Source organism: Vibrio sp. ZF57, assembly GCF_001691235.1.
Classification (GTDB): Bacteria; Pseudomonadota; Gammaproteobacteria; order Enterobacterales; family Vibrionaceae; genus Vibrio; species Vibrio crassostreae_C.
Window position 1 is genome coordinate 13,212 of the sequence record NZ_MAKD01000117.1, and the last position, 20,322, is coordinate 33,533.

Annotated in this window: 13 protein-coding genes and 3 pseudogenes; 9 read left to right on the forward strand and 7 right to left on the reverse strand. The window is 43.5% G+C overall.

Annotation, left to right across the window (positions count from 1 at the left end):
• Nucleotides 1–119: 119 nt before the first annotated feature.
• The 3 genes and pseudogenes from A6D97_RS18470 to A6D97_RS18480 form a co-directional block, all read right to left on the reverse strand.
• Nucleotides 120–1,926: pseudogene (locus tag A6D97_RS18470) on the reverse strand (EAL domain-containing protein).
• Between the two features lie 835 nt (nt 1,927–2,761).
• On the reverse strand, nt 2,762–3,241 hold the full coding sequence (locus A6D97_RS18475) for a type II secretion system protein (RefSeq protein WP_017060589.1): 480 nt from the start codon (nt 3,239–3,241) through the stop codon (nt 2,762–2,764).
• Between the two features lie 250 nt (nt 3,242–3,491).
• Nucleotides 3,492–4,874: pseudogene (locus A6D97_RS18480) on the reverse strand (EAL domain-containing protein); the annotation flags it as partial.
• 188 nt (nt 4,875–5,062) lie between these two features.
• Here A6D97_RS18480 and A6D97_RS18485 point away from each other — a divergent pair.
• Nucleotides 5,063–5,752 carry a response regulator transcription factor gene (locus A6D97_RS18485; protein ID WP_017060591.1) on the forward strand — a complete coding sequence of 230 codons (690 nt, stop codon included), beginning with the start codon at nt 5,063–5,065 and terminating at the stop codon, nt 5,750–5,752.
• Nucleotides 5,745–7,094 carry a HAMP domain-containing sensor histidine kinase gene (locus A6D97_RS18490; RefSeq protein ID WP_065584997.1) on the forward strand — a complete coding sequence of 450 codons (1,350 nt, stop codon included), beginning with the start codon at nt 5,745–5,747 and terminating at the stop codon, nt 7,092–7,094. The genes A6D97_RS18485 and A6D97_RS18490 overlap by 8 nt, the downstream gene beginning before the upstream one ends.
• A 173-nt stretch (nt 7,095–7,267) precedes the next feature.
• Here the strand turns inward: A6D97_RS18490 and A6D97_RS18495 are convergent, their stop codons facing one another.
• Entirely contained in the window at nt 7,268–7,804 is a 537-nt protein-coding gene (locus A6D97_RS18495; RefSeq protein ID WP_050633186.1) for a GNAT family protein, read from the reverse strand.
• A gap of 226 nt (nt 7,805–8,030) precedes the next feature.
• Between A6D97_RS18495 and A6D97_RS18500 the strand changes: the two genes are divergently transcribed.
• Nucleotides 8,031–9,296 carry an HD-GYP domain-containing protein gene (locus A6D97_RS18500; protein ID WP_029235617.1) on the forward strand — a complete coding sequence of 422 codons (1,266 nt, stop codon included), beginning with the start codon at nt 8,031–8,033 and terminating at the stop codon, nt 9,294–9,296.
• A 132-nt stretch (nt 9,297–9,428) separates the two neighbouring features.
• Here A6D97_RS18500 and A6D97_RS18505 read toward each other — a convergent pair.
• Nucleotides 9,429–9,809: pseudogene (locus tag A6D97_RS18505) on the reverse strand (PTS sugar transporter subunit IIA); the annotation flags it as partial.
• 130 nt (nt 9,810–9,939) lie between these two features.
• Between A6D97_RS18505 and A6D97_RS18510 the strand changes: the two are divergent.
• From A6D97_RS18510 to A6D97_RS18525, 4 genes are all read left to right on the forward strand, one after another.
• Nucleotides 9,940–10,560 carry a hypothetical protein gene (locus tag A6D97_RS18510; protein WP_017060596.1) on the forward strand — a complete coding sequence of 207 codons (621 nt, stop codon included), beginning with the start codon at nt 9,940–9,942 and terminating at the stop codon, nt 10,558–10,560.
• A 445-nt stretch (nt 10,561–11,005) separates the two neighbouring features.
• Nucleotides 11,006–12,214 (forward strand): NupC/NupG family nucleoside CNT transporter, encoded by a 1,209-nt coding sequence (locus A6D97_RS18515; RefSeq protein WP_065584998.1) that lies wholly within the window; start codon nt 11,006–11,008, stop codon nt 12,212–12,214.
• A 301-nt stretch (nt 12,215–12,515) separates the two neighbouring features.
• Nucleotides 12,516–12,785 (forward strand): hypothetical protein, encoded by a 270-nt coding sequence (locus A6D97_RS18520; protein WP_065584999.1) that lies wholly within the window; start codon nt 12,516–12,518, stop codon nt 12,783–12,785.
• A 45-nt stretch (nt 12,786–12,830) separates the two neighbouring features.
• Complete coding sequence (locus A6D97_RS18525; RefSeq protein WP_240492709.1) at nt 12,831–13,499, forward strand: class I SAM-dependent methyltransferase; 669 nt, start codon at nt 12,831–12,833, stop codon at nt 13,497–13,499.
• 144 nt (nt 13,500–13,643) lie between these two features.
• Here A6D97_RS18525 and A6D97_RS18530 read toward each other — a convergent pair whose 3' ends face one another.
• A complete protein-coding gene (locus tag A6D97_RS18530) occupies nt 13,644–14,786 on the reverse strand; it encodes a DUF3541 domain-containing protein (protein ID WP_065585000.1) in 1,143 nt (380 codons plus the stop codon).
• A gap of 283 nt (nt 14,787–15,069) precedes the next feature.
• Between A6D97_RS18530 and A6D97_RS18535 the strand changes: the two genes are divergently transcribed.
• Both A6D97_RS18535 and A6D97_RS18540 read left to right on the forward strand, forming a co-directional pair.
• Nucleotides 15,070–16,425: a diguanylate cyclase gene (locus tag A6D97_RS18535; protein ID WP_065585001.1), complete on the forward strand. Its 1,356-nt coding sequence runs from the start codon at nt 15,070–15,072 to the stop codon at nt 16,423–16,425.
• A gap of 161 nt (nt 16,426–16,586) precedes the next feature.
• Nucleotides 16,587–18,227, forward strand: a complete 1,641-nt coding sequence (locus A6D97_RS18540; protein ID WP_065585002.1) for a DEAD/DEAH box helicase — start codon at nt 16,587–16,589, stop codon at nt 18,225–18,227.
• A 539-nt stretch (nt 18,228–18,766) separates the two neighbouring features.
• Here the strand turns inward: A6D97_RS18540 and A6D97_RS18545 are convergent.
• Nucleotides 18,767–20,296 carry a DUF3612 domain-containing protein gene (locus tag A6D97_RS18545; protein WP_019823380.1) on the reverse strand — a complete coding sequence of 510 codons (1,530 nt, stop codon included), beginning with the start codon at nt 20,294–20,296 and terminating at the stop codon, nt 18,767–18,769.
• Between the last annotated feature and the right edge of the window lie 26 nt (nt 20,297–20,322).

Genomic DNA, 20,322 nt, shown 5'->3' on the forward strand with positions numbered 1-20,322 from the left:
GCACGTTTGGTGGGGAGGGCACTTGAAGCCTACATCCTTGTGGGCTCTCAAGCAGCTGTATAAGCGATGATTATTTGAATAGGGAATGGTTGCTGATCAAGATTTCTATTAGGCTGGACCTATTGCTCCTTTGAGTCATTAGGCCGGCTATATAGGTAACCTTGATGTAAGTTGTAGCCTAACTGACACAAGATATATTGCTGCCTACGCGTCTCGACACCTTCATAAATCATTGTGATATTTGATAGGCGTCCAATCTCCGAGATATTGAGTAATACACCCTGATGATGCTCTCCTGACTCGATATCCTTAACAAAGCAACGATCCAGTTTTAGATAGGCCGGAGAGATAACATTGATGATTTCGATGTTGTTATTGCCCGTACCAAAGTCATCCAGAGCGATAGTGATACCAAGCTTTTTGATATCCTTAATGTTATCGATAACCTCACACCCATAGCCAATGTTCGAATATTCAGTAATCTCTACGACAAACTCATTCGCTTCCATCGCGGCTAAATGCTCACTGAGCCTTGCGAAGTTCGACCCTACCAAAGCACTCGGACACACGTTGACACCATAGATCTCATGGCTGTTGTTTAACTTCGCTTTTCTGACTGTCTCGATGAGTAAAATAGTATGAAAGGTGAGTAAATTGGTGCGTCTCATGGTGTTGATGAAGCTTAAAACGCCAACGTTACGCACACGAGATAACAACTCGTAGTAGAGAACGCAGTTGTCTTCGGTGTTGATGATCGGCTCTTCTTCAAAGGAGATGTGTTTCCAACGAAACAGGTAGATCACGAAACCCAGAATATAGGAACGATAAAGCAGGGTGGCGAGTATCAGAGAAAGCGCAATCCATAGTGCAACAATGTCGTCACTGTAGAAGGTGATGGTTGCACCCGTTGGTAGGGAGGTTTGATAGATAGATTTACTCTCTTCGCCAAGGTTTAAGATGTGGTAACCATTCTTCTGGATGGAAATCGAATCGACTAATAGAGGCAATAGTGAGTTCTTGTATCGAGCTTCGATAGATCGTTTAGATATTCGAGCAACCATCTCAATGTCGTGCTCGGTATCCATGAAGCGTGAATAGGCAAAGTCAGCACTATCGTAGAAGTCGTCTAATTGATTGAGCTCTATCATCTTAGAACGTGTTTTAGAGATATAGCAGGAGTCATAAGGTGTGGTCATGACGACAGAATCAAGGTTGAGCGAGTGCCTTAGCGAGTGCACAGCCCCGTGGCTATCGCAACCGTAGTCCATGACTTCTGCGGCAATGTGTTTGGTGTTCTCACTGTATTCATTCGCAATCTTCGTCGTATAAAGGATTTGGGAAAAGTAGACAACGAATAGGAAAAAGGAAGAGATGGTGAACACGGCTATCAGAGCCTTAATCAGCTCTCGATGATAGGTGTTGAACATCAGTTTCAACAGGCTTTGTTGCGTAATTAAATTTAAAGATAGAACAACCCCGTTTCGCGTATTTTTTCAACATCTCGAACTGGCTGGGCTTGAACTGGTTGATGTCGTACTTAGGTGCGATACGGTTGGTTGAGCTTTTATCGAGATCGATAAAGTAACCTACCTTATAAAGGTTAGAGATAAGTTCGCTATTATTATCTACCTTCGCTTTCTTACATAAGCTTCGATATTTCTTTCTTATAGAAGCAATAATATTTTTTAACGCGTATAAGCTAAACTCTTCGTCAAAGTGTAATTTAAAAGATTCTTCAACATCTCGTGCAGATTGAGGGTTTGATATTGACGAGTGTTCAATAAGGTATTTGAAAACAAAACTCTCTTTACTATTAAGAGTTTCCTCTGATATCTTATTACTGCCTCTTTTTATGTATATTTTTTCTTCATTGTAGATTAGTTGCAAGCTCTCATTATTGTTATTTATATTGAAAGAACAGTGCATAGCTTAACTCCTAAGCGATAGTTATTATATTTGTGTGATGGATATGTGATGGCTGGGATTTTCATTCAACACAAGAGTTCGATCTAAATAATATAACCAAAATGTCACCATTTTATCTCAAGATGTTGATACTAATCGCAGAATTTGGGCTTTAATGAAAGGTTATGGAGATGTTCACCCAAAAGTTGAATTTATAAATGAAAGCCAATGATTTACAAGGGGTAAGGGGGATTTATCCATTTGTTTTGGTATTTATCCATTTCACAGCTTCTACGCGGTAGGTTTAGCGACTGGATTTAGAGGTTTCTAATGTAGCTTCTGATGGTATTCATTCGGTTTATCGATGTGTGAGATTTATCAGAATTTTTCATGATAAAATTAAATTATGTCATTTTATGTGATATTAATATAATTTATGAGGCGTATTGTTTTGGTGATTTAATTAAAGTAATCAATGATAGAATTAATTATATTTGTTGAATGATTGACTTTAATTTATTCTGTTACGAAATTTAAATAATTAAACTTTAAGGTGGGATATTTAAAATAGGGAAAGGATGATTTTTATCATGATGTGTTGATTAAAGAATTTTAATGGAATTATTATTGACATATGTATCAAATATGTGTCTATGTAAATATTAATCGGCTAGTGATGAAAATAAGATATGAATGAGGTTGGTGTTATACCATGAGCACTGCCTAAAAGTATAAGCAGCAACAAGTTAGATCAATTAGTGTTATTTTTGAGCAAATGTTAGCGTAACCACATGATATTCAAAGATCTGTTGCGGTGGCTTTGTGTTAACTATGGAAGCGTGCAATCGTTGAGTATTTAACATGCACCATCAAGCACCACGATCTGTGGTTCTTTTTCTGGCTGATAAAGCACCTGACAAAAGTCTCCTTCTGGCGAATAGGTGTAGTTTTCGGTGTCGAAAGAGATGGCGGCTACTCTTTCTGCATTGCTGCCAGAGTCTACTTCTTTGTTGATGACATGAAGCTCTGTTGCGTCGATATTGAGCAGTCTTCTTAGTGAGTCAACATAGGCGATTGGGTAACCATGACAAACGTAGTAGGTCTCAATCTCCGTCTTTTCAACATAGTTGCACTCATCCTCAACGCCAGCAATCGCTGACTTCGCGTAGATCATATCGATACCCGTGCGAAGGTTACCAGCCACATCATGTATTTTACTCGCCCGAGCACTTCCTTGAACGTCTAAGAACTTGACCATAGCTGTCGCCGAAACGATCGCTAAAATTAATACAGAGATGATGAGTTCTAAAAGAGTGAAGCCGTTTTGTCTGTTCATGGTTACCGATTATTTGCTCTGCTAAAGGGACGGAATGAGGGTAATCTAAATACCAAAGTCATTACAGTTAGTGGGTATAATGGTTTGGTGTTTTATTGTGTGAATTTCTAAGTAATTTTCTTTATAAACAATAGCTTAATTATTTCCTCTTACTGTTAAACGCTATGTAAGCATACGTAAGCGTACACACCCACAGCAGCCGATTGTTTAGGAAGCATTCAAACGACTTAATTTATTGATAAATAAGTCTTTAATTGTAGGATTGTCGACCATTCAAAAACTGATTTTCGACTTCATTTGAGGGAATTGGTTTACTAAATAAAAATCCCTGAAGATACTGGTATCCACAATCGATTAAGAACGCTTTTTGCGTTTCGGTTTCGACACCTTCAGCAACCACTTTTAGCCCCAATTTTTCACAGATAGCATGGGTGGCTTGGACAATCGCTTTGCTCCCTTTGTGTGAACCGTGGACGAAGCTTTTATCGAGTTTCACGGTGCTAATCGGTAAGTCATGCAACATCGACAGTGACGAGTAGCCTGTGCCAAAGTCATCAAGGTGAAGCTCTACGCCCAATTTAGAAATATCGCTTAACGCTTGCCTGACTTCACCATGCTTGAAGATCATGGAAGATTCGGTGATCTCAAGGGCGATGCTTTGAGGTTGGATATTGTAGAAGTTCAACATTGCTAATAGCTGCTCGGCAAAGGTCGCGTGCATCTGAATACTCGAAATATTGATACTCATCATCAACTCACTATCAAACTCACGTTGCCATATCGATAGCTGTTTGAGTGCAGAGTTCAGAACCCATTTCCCGAGCGGTACAATCTGCCCCGTCTCCTCCGCTAAGCTAATAAACTCATCAGGGCCTATGTTACCTAGCTCTTTGTCTGACCATCGAAGCAAGGCTTCAAACCCTTTCACCTTGTCGCTGTTGGTGTTCATGATCGGTTGGTAGTGAAGGTTGAGATCGTCGTTTTCTATGGCGCGTGCCAGTCGATGGCGGATCTCTACTTTGCGATGCAGGGTTTGTGCTAAGTCTGGGGTAAACGTTTGGAAGCGGTTTCGACCATTCGCTTTTGCAAGATGCATCGCCATACCCGCTTGCTTTAGCAATGTTTCTTGGTCAACCGCGTTATCAGGGAAATGCGCGGTACCTATGCTGCAACCGACAGATAAACTGCCGATGCCTCTGATATGGAAACTTCGGTTTAAGGCATCAATGATGCGAGAGCAAAGTAGTGGGATATTTTGATTTCGGCAGGTGTGGGCAATCACAATGAATTCGTCGCCACCAAATCGCCCTATCATGCATTTCTCATCAACCAACTGTTTAAGGCGTTCACCAACCTGTTTGAGTAGTTGGTCTCCGACAGTGTGCCCATAAGTGTCATTAACTAATTTGAAGCCATCAAGGTCGACAAACATCAATTCAAACGGTGAGCGATAGGCAATGCTGGTTTCTAGAAGGTTGCTGATCCCACGGCGATTATAAAGCTCCGTTAAACAGTCGTGTTCTGCGTTGTATCTGGCTTTTATCAGCTTCTCTTTTTGCTTTGTTGTACAGGTTAGGTTTAGCAGCAGTTCGCTTTTATCAAAGAGCCACTTTCCTTGCACATCAAAATGGTGTGCTCTGAAGGAGGAAACCTTGATAAACCAAGGCGCACCGGTTGTTGGTTCTCTATTCTGTAAACGTGTATGTACAAAAGTGATTACTATGTTTTGCGTACGGTAAATGTAGGGCTCTGATTCCAATATTGATGATCTATGACCAGTATATATACTGCCTTCGCTTTTAATAAATACTGGTGATAGGAATGTCGAAAACCAAAGTGCTCATTGTTGAAGATGACCAAGAGATAGCTCGTCTAACGACGCTTTACCTCGAAGCTGAAGGTTACAATGTTAGCGTTGTTCATGAAGGGAACTTGGCACTTGAAGCGATCCGTAGTATTGAACCTGATTTAGTGCTGTTGGACTTGATGCTTCCAGGGATGAGCGGCGCGCAAATTTGCCGTCAAGCCCGTGAGTTTTACAATGGAATGATTTTAGTGCTAACGGCTTCCGCCGATGAAATGAGCGAGGTCAGCTTGTTTAAATTTGGTGCGGACGATTACGTTGCCAAACCGATTCGTGGCCATGCCTTGTTAGCGCGAATTGAAGCGTTATTGCGTCGAGCGACTCCCGTAAAAACTGCGCAAGAAACTACGGCTGAAAAACAGTGCGATATTGTAATCAACAGCTCTGCTCAAAGTGCCACGCTCTACGGCCAAAACCTCAAGCTTACTTCTGCTGAATTTGAAATCTTAAACCTTCTCGTTAATAACATCTGTCAGGTCGTGACTCGAGACCAGTGCTGTCAGTTATTTAGAGGGATAGATTACGCGTTCAACGACCGCTCGATTGATATGCGCGTGTCTGGGTTACGCCGAAAGCTGCGCATTCACGCAAAAGACAAACAGTTGATTCGTACGGTTCGCAACAAGGGGTACATGCTGGTTGCGTAAGTTCATTGCTACGAAGCTTCGCTCGGTTTCGATGTTTGCTCGCTTATACCTTGGGATTGTGACTGGGATGTCGGCAACGATATTTTTGTTCTTGAACCTTGGTGAGGGGTACATGCGACGCACCGAGATCGAAACCTTCCTCAATGATGGCATCTACTTTGCGGAGCAGTATGTTCGTCAACACAATCAAGAAAACTCACTCTATAAAGAGCTCGATAGAACAGGCTACCAACAATTTTATATCTTCAATTTACGCCTGTTGGAGAATTGGTCGGGCGAGGCGCCTTGCCAACAATGTGAGTTATACACAACCTTAAACGGTGTGCCGATATATCTAAGTGATGACAACCTCTATTCGACCGTGTTTCAGCTACCAAACTCTAAATTCAGTTTTGGGTTCAGTGAGGTAGGGGACTTTTTCTCTCCTGACATTGAATGGTACGAAGACTCAGAACGACACTTTTTGTTAGGGCTGTTGTTGGCTGTGATTGTGGCGATTGGAGCAAGTGTTTACTTACCTGTGAGGCGTTTTCAAGAAAGAATAGAGTTGCTCGTCGAGAAGCAGAAACAGTTTGGTAAGGGCAAGCTTAGTACTCGATCTGACATGGACGACATCCATCCTGTTTCTGATTTGGCCAGCAGTTTTAACTTCATGGCTGAAGAGATCGAAAGCAAAGTAAAACAAAGTCATATTTTCGCTCAAGCTATCCCACACGAAGTACGAACTCCGCTAAGTCGTATTCAACTGGCGACCGATATCCTAAGAAGGGGAGCCCCCGATAATCATCAGGTTCTTTTCGATGACATTGATACCTACATTGAGGATATCAACGAGCTCACGTCAGAAATCATCATGCTGTCGAAGTTGAATGTCATGGATAACTCTTTCTTTGAGCTCGTTAAAGTGACCTCCGATCTTCGTGAGTATTGCCTAGACCGAATTCGTTACTCGAAACTAGACAATGCCACCTTTGAATCTAAGGTACAGCTAGAGTGCAAGATTAAGTGTGATTGCTCAATGGCACGCTTGGTGTTCGATAACGTTCTCAAGAATGCGGGTAATTACACACAAGACAAAGTGTGGATGACGCTGGATGAGAACTCAGAAAACTGGCTGGTGGTGATTGAAGACAATGGTTCTGGAATACCAGAGAATAGGCGTGATGAGGTATTCCTTCCGTTCTCTCGACTAGACTCAAGCAGAACGTCGACCAACGGTGGATTGGGGTTGGGCCTCGCGATTGCTCTATCGGCGGCTAAAAAGCTTTCTTGGGATATCAAAATCGACGACAGCAACTATGGTGGCGCCAAGTTCAGTATCGTGATTCCTAAGATCGCATAAGCTGCAGCTTCAAGAGCTCTTCAGGCTCGTCAAATAACAAAGCCACCGACTAATACCGTGGCTTTGTTATATTCCGATTTACAAGCGAGTGACTTCTTAGTTACTACTGCCTAGAGCCTAGAGCCTAGAGCCTAGAGCCTAGAGCCTAGAGCTTAGAGCCTAGAGCTTAGAGCTTAGAGCTTAGAGCGATGAAGTCCATAAATAGCGTGGTCTACGATGCGACCATTCAAGTTTTCGTTACGCGTGATGATACCTTCTAACGTGAAATGTAAGCGCTCACAAACCTTACGGCTGCTTTGGTTACCGGTTGCGGCTGATATCTCTACCTTTTCCATATCTAACTCATTGAAAGCAATATCAATCAGCTTCTGGACAACGCGCGTCACAATCCCCTTTCCTTGGTATGTCTCAGATAACCAATAACCTATCGTCACCTTTTGCTTATCATGATCAATAGTATTGAAACTGCAGTTACCGACGACCTTGTCTTGATACACGATCGCACAGGTCATGCTTTTCCCTTCCGCATAATCGTGTAGCGAGCGTTGGATGAAGATCCTAAAGTCTTGCTCGGTTTTACAATGTGGCGGCCACACGAGCCATTGACTTAGGTACTCATTCTGGCTTTGTGAGATTTCCGCGTAGTGAGAAGCGAAGCTCTCTTCAACCAATGCGATGGAGAGTTCGTTGTCGATAACCGTTTTAAACATGTCTTTCCTTTTCTTATGGCTGCTTATTTAAGCGAATCTTAGTCGGCAGGCTATAATGTCGCATGATTTTTAATATGCAACCATTTGTAGCACGGATTTTTCGTGATACGTTGGTTCTATCACGAAACTCATTAAACCTTACAATAGTTGTGTATATAATCATTAGCTATGCATTAGTATTAGCGGCCTAAATATATAAAAAATATAAAAATGCTAGGCTTAAATAATGAATCAACATTGCCAGGACGTGACCGTGGACTTAAGGAAGGCTCTATTCGGTATTGCTAAGGCGCTTGATAACGTCGGTTTCGAAAGTAAAAATCATGGACAGAGAGTGGGCTATATCGCGTATCGATGTGCTCTGAGTGTGGGGTGGGAAGAAGAGCAAGCGCAGCTCGCGTTTTCGTTAGGCTTGATTCACGACTGTGGTGTCTCGCAAATTGATGAACAGCTCAGTTTAACGTCTGGGTTTGTACCTGACTCAAGCTATCACCATTGTCAAAAGGGCTACCAAATCTTAAAAGAGTGCCCAGTTCTTTCTATATTTGCTAAGCCGGTTCTTTATCACCATACTCCGTGGTCTGAGCTAAGGGCTATTCATATCAGCGAGTTAGAAAGAGAACTAGCTGCCATCGTGATGCTTGCCGATAGAGTCGATTATCTATACGGCATAACCTCTTCTGATCGTTATGGAAACCTAACACCAGATGGCAAAGCGAGCATCATTGAACGTTTGACTGAACAAGCGGATGAGATGTTCGAAACCAACCTTGTGCAACACATGTGCGAGTTGGTTGATTTGGATGACTTCTGGTTTTCTATGGAGATTCCATACATCGAGAACATGAGGGATAACTTTGAACCTGTGCCATTTTTCTCCCAGCAAATGTCGCTGGATGAGACGGTGGCCTTTGCCGAGTTTATCGCCAATGTTGTTGATACCAAAAGTTCGTTTACCTTTAAGCACTCTTTAAAGGTTGGGCAGCTTTCAGAATACCTCGCCAAACAGCTGGGTTATTCCTACACCACTCAGCGCAAACTCTATCTGGCTGGGTTAGTCCATGATATCGGTAAACTGCAAACCCCTAATGACATTCTGCATAAGCCGGATTTACTCACTGAAGAAGAGTATTGCTGTATTAAACGCCATGCAACGGACACTCGATTCGCATTGCAGGAGTTGTTCAGTTCACCTCAGGTTTGTCAGTGGGCATCTAATCACCATGAAAGGTTAGATGGTTCGGGTTACCCAATGGGAAAAACGGCGGAAGAGTTGGATCAACCCAGTCGAATTGTTGCTGTGGTGGATGTGTTTCAAGCGCTAACTCAGTCTCGACCTTATCGTGGAGGCATGACGTTAGAAGAGACTCTCGCTATTTTGAGGGACCACGTTGATAACTTTAAGTTGGATCGAGAAGTGTTTGAGTGCCTTAATAAACACGCGCAATATTGCTTTGAATTATCGACAGACAAACGAATGTACGCGTTTTAACGCCACTGAATGCTTTCGAGGTGTGACGCCTAAACTCATACTCGGTCGAAATGACTAAACACCAGAAACAGAAAAGCGATAGCCGAGGCTATCGCTTTTTTCATGGGGGTTATCAGGATCTTTATATCGAGATTAGTATCGTTTTAAGATCTCGATGATCGCTTGCTCAGTTTCCGCTGCGATGATGGCATCGATGTCATCATCATTTTGGAACAACTCTGATAGCGCCATAATCGTATGGATGTGGCTATCTGAGTCCATCGCTGCCAGAGTAATCGAAAGGTAAACGTCACCGTTGTCTTCTGACTCTAAATCAACACCCTTCTTGAATACCGTTACTTGCAGTGATGCTTCGTTCACACCATCTTCAGGGCGAGCATGAGGCATCGCAATTTTTGGTGCCAGAACATAGTACGCGCCGATGTCCTTGTGCTTTTGCTTGATAGCTTGAACATAATCTGTTCATTTCATAACGTTCCGTTACAAACCCTTGTTATTGACTGATGACTCAATAAATTTAACCCGATGTGTGAGCGAATTTATATAAATAACAATTATGTAAAATATTGATTTTATGAATGTTTACTCATTAAGTCGATTTTTGTTAGAACAGCCTATTCAAAACAATAAGATAGGTAAATCTATGAAAAAACTCGTCAGTTTACTGCTCGCTGCAGTATCGTTAGGGCTTTCTGGTTGTGCAACGGTATTAACAGCAGAACAAAGTGCGCCTCAACTCAATGAAGTTCCACAGGAAAAAGCGTTGACCGTCGCTGTAATCGATAAGAGACCATACGTTCTCGATCATGATAAAGAGCCAAAATTTGAGGGAATTATTCGCAGTTCGTTAGGTATTCCTTATACCTACAACACGGCGACACAGCAGCCAATGTCTCAATTTTTGACTGACAGATTGGTCGCAGGCTTGAAAAAACAGCAAGTAGCTGTTGAGTCGGTTGAGACGACGCCTGAAGAGGATATCACCAAGGTTGCTGAGCAGATGAAAGCATTCGACAACAAATCGATGATGTTTGTCTTGAATGAGTGGAAGTATGACTTCCACGCATTTACGGATAACTCTTGGTACAACGTTAATGTGATTATCTATGATGAAGCTGGTAATAAGCTACTCAGCAAAAATTTCCAAGGCGAGAATGATGTACCTGATGGTGGTGCAATCATCAATGAGATGCAACTGATCTACAAACAGCGTTTTGAAGAGATATTCCGAGATGCTGAAGTGAAAAGTGCCCTGCTAAACTAGTTATTCCCACTTTGATCTCATATTTTGAAAAAGCCACACTCTGTGGCTTTTTGTTTTAATGCTGGTTTTTTTTGCATTATTTCTTGCTGGGAAAATGAATTATTGCGAGAAGTAGTTCGATTTGTACGCTTTATGACCGCGCGATCGTTTGCGTTAAAAAATGTGATGAAAGTCTCACTTAACTGTTTATACTTCTCTTCCGGTTTTAAGCCGGTGCTTAGCCAATACAAGCCGTCACATGGATATGTGAATGACCCCACGGACCGGACCAGCTACGTTCCACTGCTTGTATAAGGTGATTTTTTACATGAACAACTCGTTGTTACATTCGCTAACCCTGTTAGCTCCTTCATCGCGTAGCGTTTTGCTTGCGGTTCTTTGTCCTTTTCCTTTGATGTCATTTGCTTGGCTCATGTTCACTCTTTAAGGATTACTAGGACACATTATGAATATTCTATTTGGTTTTGTCGGTGTTCTTGCACTGATTGCTTGCGCGTACCTGTTATCTGAAAGTCGTTCTTCAATTAACTGGAAAACGGTCTCTCGTGCACTATTACTTCAAATCGGTTTTGCAGCCTTAGTATTGTATTTCCCTTGGGGACAACTGGCGTTAACAAGCCTAAGTAATGGTGTTTCTAGCCTGCTTGGTTTTGCAGACGTTGGTATCGCTTTCCTATTTGGTGATCTGGCTACTGAAGGTTTCATTTTCGCGATTCGCGTACTTCCAATCATTATCTTCTTCAGTGCTTTGATCTCTGCGCTCTATTATTTAGGCGTTATGCAGAAAGTGATTCAAATCTTGGGCGGAGCGGTGCAAAAACTGCTGGGTACAAGTAAAGCTGAATCTCTGGTTGCTACAGGTAATATCTTCCTTTCTCAGGGTGAGTCTCCTCTTCTTATTCGTCCCTTTTTAAAGTCTATGACTCGTTCGGAACTGTTTGCTGTAATGGCAGGTGGTATGGCGTCGGTAGCGGGTAGTGTACTTGGTGGTTATGCTGGCCTTGGTGTTGAGCTTAAATACCTTATCGCTGCAAGCTTTATGGCGGCTCCGGGCAGTCTGTTAATGGCGAAGATCATTGTTCCTGAGCGCAGCACACCAAGTGATTACGACCATATCGAACTAGATAAAGCTGACCAAAGCAACGTGATTGATGCATTGGCAAGCGGCGCGATGAACGGTATGAAGGTTGCGGTAGCGGTTGGTACTATGTTGGTTGCATTCGTGAGTGTGATTGCGATGGTCAACACTGGCCTAGAAAGCCTAGGTGAAACGTTCGGTTTTGCGGGTATTACGCTACAAGCTATCTTTGGTTACCTGTTCTCGCCTCTTGCATGGCTGATCGGTATCCCAAGTGACGAAGTATTGATGGCGGGTTCTTACATCGGTCAGAAGATCGTTATGAACGAGTTTGTTGCTTTCATCGACTTCGTTGAGAACAAAGCTCTGTTATCTGAACACAGCCAAGTGATCGTGACTTTTGCTCTATGTGGCTTTGCTAACATTGGTTCTATCGCGATTCAGTTAGGTTCAATCGGTGTTATGGCACTAGAGCGCCGTGCTGAAGTTGCAAACTTAGGTTTGAAAGCTGTAGCTGCTGGTACGCTAGCAAACCTAATGAGTGCATGCTTAGCGGGTATTTTCATCCTGCTTTAAGCTATATTCAGTTAAAGCGGACACTTTACTTACGGAGTTAACGTAAGGAGGGTGTCCGCTTTTTTGTGCCTGTTAATCAGGCGAAATCGGGTTTTGGCCGTCGACTGTGATTTGTCTATAGTGAGTAAAAGCTCACTCGGAAGAGTAATAGAGCCAGTTCCTTTTATCCGATATACTTGAATATCATCAGGTTGCGATTAATAACATTCGGCTTCGATTGAGAATATTCGGTTCCGACTAAGCATATCCGCTTTCGATTAGGAACAATGGCAACCAAGCTAAATTAATCAAGGGTCTCTCCATGAACATTCGCGTTCTCATCGGTCTTATTGTTACCTTCATTGGCTTGTTTTCGATGGTTTACCTAATTGCTGGCGGCGCTCAGTTTCCTATCTACCAGTGGCCAAAAGAGGCTTATCTCGGTTTGGTGTTCAGCGTCGTGTGGGGGGCTGGTGTTGCAGCGTCTGTAGCGTATTTCTTCTCGGCATTGGTGTTTGTTACTGTCGCCGTGGTTTGCTATGCGATCGGTTATAAAATCGGTGGGCTCTTTTCTTCAAGTTCTAAAGCTTAATCTTATCAAGGTGTGCTGATGTTCATTGAAGTAGGGCTGATTTGAATGCACTGGCTCGATCGTTGGAAGGTGTATCGCTATCATCGGAAACAAACTAACCGCTCGAATGGCGACAAGGCTAAAGCTTTAGGTTGGACTAGCGAAGAGAGTCAATTGTGTCGCTTTGAAGTAATCGCTCGTGCGGCGGACTTCGAAAAGAAGAGTGTTTTAGATTTGGGTTGCGGCTATGGCGAGCTGTTTGAACTGCTCGACAGCATCTATCGTATTCAATCTTATACCGGCGTTGACCAACACGCAGGCTTTCTTAAGAAGGCGAAGCAAAACTACACAGAAGATCGTTGTCAGTTTTTGGCGGGTGATATGAGCAAAATGAACCTTGAGGCGCACGACATTGTCATCGCTAGTGGTTCACTGAACTACATCTCTCGTGATTCTGATTATCTGACAAACATGATTACTCGCATGTATGAACTGGCGAATCAGACGGTGATTTTTAATCTTCTCAACTCAAGCCAGTATCCTTCGCGTAATACCTTGATGAGTTATCACCCTCAAGGTGTCTATCGTTTCTGTAAAACGCTCTGCGATGATGTCTCTTTAACGGAGGGCTGCGCAGAAGGGGATTTTACGATAGTGATGTCGAGTAGACGACACTTGTTACCAAGTGCCGCCCCTCTAAGAACTGTACGTAACAAAGCCGTGTCAGGAGCTTGATGTCGTCTTTGTTTTTATCTTTACGCAGGTTTTGATATTAACAACTTTTGATACGAGTACTGACGTAGTAAACAGCAAAAAGCCGCAGCCTTGAAAGGTATGAGGCTTTTTGGGTTCTATGATGAACCTAGGCTAGGTATGTTGCTAGTTCTTCGGTGGTTGGTTTTTAATGAGTCCGTAAGGGATGTTAGTAAACACCTTAGGGTTGCCTTCATAAGTCGGCGCTTCATTCACTTGCTGCCAATCGAGTAGCATGATTGCTAACACGTTGCGGTGTTCACCGTACTCAAGATCAAAATCACCAGTGATAGAAGGGATCATGCCTTGTTTCTCATCGATTGAAGCTTGAATCGCGAGTCGAGTTTTCTCTAGAACTGGGTCATCTTCTAAACCTGCCAACAAGAAGGTTAATCCAACCTCAGCAATGACATCTTCTTTCGCACGCAGCAGAATCGTATCGATGTTTTCTCTAAAGTAATCGTAGATCCATTGATGGTCTTGTTCGCTTACTTGATGTTGGTAATATTCTGAGTCGCCGAAGATGACGTGTGTCATACCATAGATCTTATTGCCGAATTGCTGGCTTGAGAGTTTTTTGTCTTTATCGTCTGGATACGCTTTTTTGAAGGTATCGACAAACTCATCAACGACATCTTGTTCACCCAGTTGGCGCAGCCAGTAGACTTGATTGGCGAGTTGAGCCGCCCACGCTTTCACCATGTCTTCATTGGTCACGTATCGTGAGAAGTCATAGCGACGAATGATTTCGCGTAGCTTGGCATCGTTCTTGTGTTCTAAACCGTATTCGTGAGCACGAGCCATAGAGCCTAGAAGGTCAACACCAAGGTAAAGGTATTCAGGCATGTGCTTGGTGATGTTGTAGCGTCGAATACTGCGCTCATCGTTATCACCAATATAAGATGCAACTCGCTTCTCTGAGTAGAGTGCGATTTGTTCCATGGTTTGAACGTCATTCGACAGGGTGCTGAGCTTGCTTGCCACTCGAGCCATGTCGCTCCACACCGCCGCTGAATACTTATCGTCTAATGTTTGACGATACATGCGCAGCCCGTAGTGACCTTCTTTGAATGCAGGCAGGGTGTAAAGCTGGCTTTCGTAGGTGGTGCGAATTAGGTCTGCAGATTGCTTGAAAGATTGTTCTTGAGAATTGAGCGAATCTGCTTGGGATTGAACGTTCACTGCGGTTGGCGCTTGAACGTTTTCTTGTGCGTGAACGGCAACCGAGGCTGATAGCAATGTACACAGTGTGATAGTTTTTAACTTCATGTCGTGAGGTACCAAGCTGATTATTAGTCTATGTAAAATAACATTGATGAATCCTTCAATGTAAGCGTTGAGTCAATACAATGTAAGCTTTATAAGGTTCACTAACCCTTTTTGATTAAACCATTCGTTTAGTAAAGAAGTTTGAAGTGATGGATCACTCAATATTTGATAGATAGTCGACGTCAGTATGGATTTTTAATGACTTAGCGGCATACTGGGGCAATAAGCCAGAAATGAGCCGTTATAAGGCAGTATATAGAACAATAGTGTTAGAGGTTCGTAAATGCCAAGTGGTTCTAGCAAGCAGTGGTCTGCCAGAGTAGTATCTTTTCTTTTTTTCCTTGCGATAGTAAGCGCAATTGAGTTCTTTCATGCCAAGCAATTAACTTTTCTTAAAAACGAATCGTATTCAGAGGCAAAAAAGCAACTATCCATTATTCGTTCTCGGATTGAAGCCGCGATCGTGTCAGATATGTATATCCTCAATAATTTCTCGACCTTAGTGACCATCAACCCCGATGGTGAGGTGAAAAATTGGGACAAGATTGCTGAGAATATCATTCAAGATGGCTTCCATATTCGACTTATCGGACTCGCCAAAGACGACATTCTAAATTTTGTTTACCCGCTGGAAGGCAATGAGCAGATTCTCGGTATTAATTATCGTGATCACCCAAACCAATGGGAGTCGGTTGAGATAGCCCGTAATCTTGGCAACACTTTTATTGCTGGTCCCTTTGAGCTTTTTCAAGGTGGACAAGCCCTCATTACGCGCACTCCGATCTTCCGAGATCCACCTTTCAATCAAGATTATTGGGGTGTCTCCAGTGCTGTTATCGGTTTAGATGAGCTGTTTGAAGATGTTGGAATCGGCAAGATCGAGAACAAGTATGAACTCGCTATTCGTGGTGCAAACAGTTCAGGTAAAGATGGCGCTGTCTTTTATGGTACTCAGGATGTGTTCGATAATGCGTTTGCCACTGAACAGGTGAGTTTTCCATACGGTGGTTGGTACCTTGCTCTTTCTGGCAACGAACACGTATTAATGGATGAGCCTTGGTATCGCATCCAAGCGGTAAGGCTGGTGGGCTACTCCATAATATTAGTGCTGGCGTTTGCCTTCTTTACTATTTATCGCCTGTACCGGATTGCAGATAGCCGCTCTATGCATGATGAGCTAACGATGTTACCGAATCGTCGATACTTCATGTATAGCCTCAAGCAGGCCTTCAAAACCACTCAAAAACAGAGAGCGAGAACCTTTGCCGTTGTAAATATCGACCTCGATGGCTTTAAAGCAATCAACGACACTTATGGTCACGCGGCAGGCGATCAGGTATTGATCGAGTGTGCTAACCGTATAAGAAGTGAGCTGCGTGTTTCAGATATCGTCGCAAGGATAGGAGGTGATGAGTTCTTGGTCTTGTTGCCACGCATCATCGATGAGCAACACGTATCGTCGATCGTGACTAAACTACGAAAGGCGATATGCTCGGCGCCAGTTGTGTACGAGGCGCACTCTATTTATCTCAGAATCAGTGTGGGTTGGGTTATTCACAATAACAACTACAATGATGTCGATGCGCTCTTAAAAGCTGCTGATGAAAAAATGTACGAACAGAAGCGACAAGTTATCTAAGTTGAATTTGAGCTGCGATTAGAATTTAGTTGCTGAATGTGGGGAAAAGCCTCAGAATACCGCGCTTTGCTCCGATCAATGTATTTGATGAGCAAAAGCTGAAGCAACGCACTTTTAACGTGTTGCTCATACTAAATGTTATTCAACTGAGAAAATAATCTATGAGTTTTACCTCCCTTGGCCTTTCTGAACCGATCCTTAAAGCTATTGAAGCACAAGGTTACGATAAGCCATCACCAATACAAGAGAAAGCCGTGCCAGCTGTCCTAACGGGCAAAGATGTTATGGCCGCTGCTCAAACAGGTACAGGTAAAACTGCAGGCTTCACGCTACCTATTCTTGAAATGTTATCGAAAGGTACTCGCGTACGTCAGAACCAAGTTCGTGCGCTTGTGCTAACGCCAACTCGTGAACTTGCTGCGCAAGTGAATGGCAGCGTAGTGAAGTACGGTATTAACTTACCGCTGACTTCAACGGTAGTGTTCGGTGGTGTGAAGATTAACCCTCAGATGCAAAAACTGCGTCAAGGCAGTGACGTGTTGGTGGCAACACCGGGTCGTCTCCTTGACCTATACAACCAAAATGCAGTGCGTTTCGACCAACTAGAAATCCTAGTGTTAGATGAAGCAGACCGTATGCTAGATATGGGTTTCATCCGCGATATCCGTAAGATCTTGGCTTTCTTGCCTAAGAAGCGTCAGAACCTACTGTTCTCAGCGACGTTCTCTGATGATATCCGCAGCTTAGCGAAAGGCTTAGTGAACAATCCTGTTGAAATTTCAGTAAGCCCTGCAAACTCGACGGCAAAAACGGTTGAGCAAAGCATCTACCCAGTAGACAAAAAGAAAAAAAGCGCAATGCTAGCGAAGCTAATCAAAGATAACGATTGGCGACAAGTGTTGGTGTTCAGCAAGACGAAACACGGTGCTAATAAGCTTGCTCGCTTCCTTGAAGAGCAAGACATCACTGCTGCACCTATTCATGGCAACAAGAGCCAAGGTGCACGTACTAAAGCCTTAGAGAACTTCAAAACAGGTAAGGTACGAGTACTTGTTGCAACTGATATCGCTGCTCGTGGTATCGATATCCCACAACTGCCTCAAGTAGTTAACTTCGATCTTCCTCATGTATCAGAAGACTATGTACACCGTATCGGTCGTACTGGCCGTGCTGGTGAAGTAGGTAAAGCGATTTCATTGGTTTGTGCGGATGAAGTGGGTGAGCTGTTCGGTATTGAACGCCTTATTCAACAAGTGCTAGAGCGTCGTGAACTGGAAGGTTTCTCTCCAGTAAACAAGTTACCTGAGTCTCGCTTGGATTCACGTCCAATCAAGCCTAAGAAACAGAAGAAAGCAAAACAGCCACGTGAGCATGCTGATGGTCAACGCTCTGGTGATAACGCTCGCGGGCACAAGCCAGCAGGTAAGAACAAGCGTCATGTAGCTGGCAATGGTTCGGCGCCAAAGCGTAAACCAACATCTGGAAAGAAACCGGCTGAAAACAATTCAGCTGCGACAGGTGAAGATAAGTCAGTAAGAAACAACGGCAGCAACTTTAAGCGCGGTAGTGCGGGCAATAAACCTGCTGCAAATAACGCGGGTGCTCAGAACACTCTAAGCAAACCAAGCGGTGCGGGTAAATCTAATGGTACTGGTAAGCCAAATAACGCGGGTAAACCTGCAGGCAGGCCTAAGAAGTCTGGTTACGGCGGTAGCTACGGCCCAAGCAAGTCGTCAAATAAGCCAACAGGCAACAAACCTTCACCGTCGAGAAGCCGCTCTAAGCCAGCTCCTCAGAAGTAGAGTCTATTAGATAGACCATAGAGGTCCAATAACGAGAATGTCTCACAGGAGAGTTCTCGTTGATTAGTGACTTTTTACTGTCTAACTCAAATAAGCGCGAATATTGGATCTCAATGTTCGCGTTTTTTTATGGGCGTTGTTTATGTTGAGTAACCTAGGGAGAGGTTTATTGCTGTTTAAAGTGATTGAATCTAAGGGAAATATGGCATTTTGGGGAAGGGTAATGAATCTTTAATGATTTATTAATAACAACATAATCACTAGCGTTTTTGTTTAATTTCGCAATTTGCAATTCCAGTTTGCAAAACAAACAAGGATATACGGCTAATACGTGTTCAGATGCGTAGTAAATACGTGTTTTAAAAGTTGGCACGCATACTGCTTTAGTAATGGTGACCCTTCTTAAGCCGAGGGTCACCTAGCCAACTGACGTTGTTAGTGAACCTTTTTTGTTCACACAAAATATATGACCAATCACCCTTATTGTGATTGGTTTTTTTTTGCTTGAATTTTAGGTTCTATTTTTTGTTATTACTTTTTTACTCACCACACTTCGAGTAACAGCTTGGTTGGCGTGGGCATTCTCCACCTCTAGAGCAGATAAGCCTCGCCTCTGTCTCAATCCCACGTTCAATCCAATTTATATTTAGAATCTTGGCTATTGTCGTGAGATCTTTCTTGATGTTACGCGGAATTGCCACAGAGCCACCATTGTTAACGCATGACGCTTTTAGCTGCTCTGCTATGTCTCTTGAATTACCGCCTTGAGCATCAATCGCAGGGTTGAGATCTATACCAGCACACAACACACGATTGTTACCCGCAGGGTCCGTCATATTGATGGATTCACAGCAGTAGATCCTTGGCTCATCACCCACATTCAAAATGGAGATTTGAGCCGAGCTTCCCGCTCGAGGTTCTGATAATCGACGGAACACAGCCCAATGTTGACATGGGTCAGCGACCGTTCTCATATTTCCCCAAGGCAGTGGAATCCCGTTCCCGCGATATACCGCCTTGAGTTTCCCCGGCCCATAAGCATCAAAGTAGTGCCAGTGAGGGTAGGGCGATACTACAGTCATTCGACGCATCGCAACAGAGGGGGAAACCCCTGCTCTTTTGTGAACGTCGATTTCGTAACCAGTGCGGTCAAGTAGCTGCCTAAACGGGACTTTCGGGCACAGAAGTGCGCCAGCAAAGAAGCTGGATTCAAAGTCTCGCCATGCTTGAAGAATGTCTTGGGAGTTGAGCTGTGAAGAGCCTGATACCTGGTTGTCGTCCCACGTGTTGTTGTTACCGACCGACAACACACTCTTTAGGCCTTCTTTGCTGTGCAGAATGCAATGACCGATATAAACCGAAAGGTCGTATTTCAGACGAGTTGGATACTCTTTAAGAATCTCGTTTAAGAAGATAGTACCGGGAGGCTCAAAGAAGGAGGTCACTAACTGCTTAGCGTTAATTCCGAGCTCATCGACGACGTCTTGCGGCGTGCGCGTCACCCAGCGGATGTTGATTCCTAGGCTTCTAGCGATGTCTATCAGGTCTTCTACGCTGAGGTTAAGACGTTTTAAGCCTACTTCTTCCGCAGCGCGCTCAAGGTCAGGGAAGTGGTTCTGGTTGCTCTCTTGGTGTGCTCGAATCAAGAGGTGCGCAAACTGGCGGCCTGAAATGCCCGTTTGTGACAGCATCTCAGGAATCGCAATTTGCAGGATGTCGTTTGAGAATAGGAAGCTCGGCTCGAGCGCCATGCCACTTATCCCACCACGATTCCCCTTATCAGGAGCAATGGCTTGTTGTTCAGATTCGTCGTCGAGGAACCACGTCGGATTCTTCTGAAAGACCTGTGCAATCACTTCCAGCATATCGATGCTCGGAACCCGCTTTCCACGTTCAATCATTGAAAGGTAAGAAACGGAAGGGGCGTATTCTGGGTTGATTCTAATACAACGCGCAGACAGGTCTTCCATCGTTAAATGGTTACGCTTCCTAAGATTTCGGATTTTCGTACCTAGGAAATGTGACTGACGAACTAAACTTTTTGACAAGGCCATATTTGTAAAATTCACATTGTAAAATTTTTGTTGTGAAATTG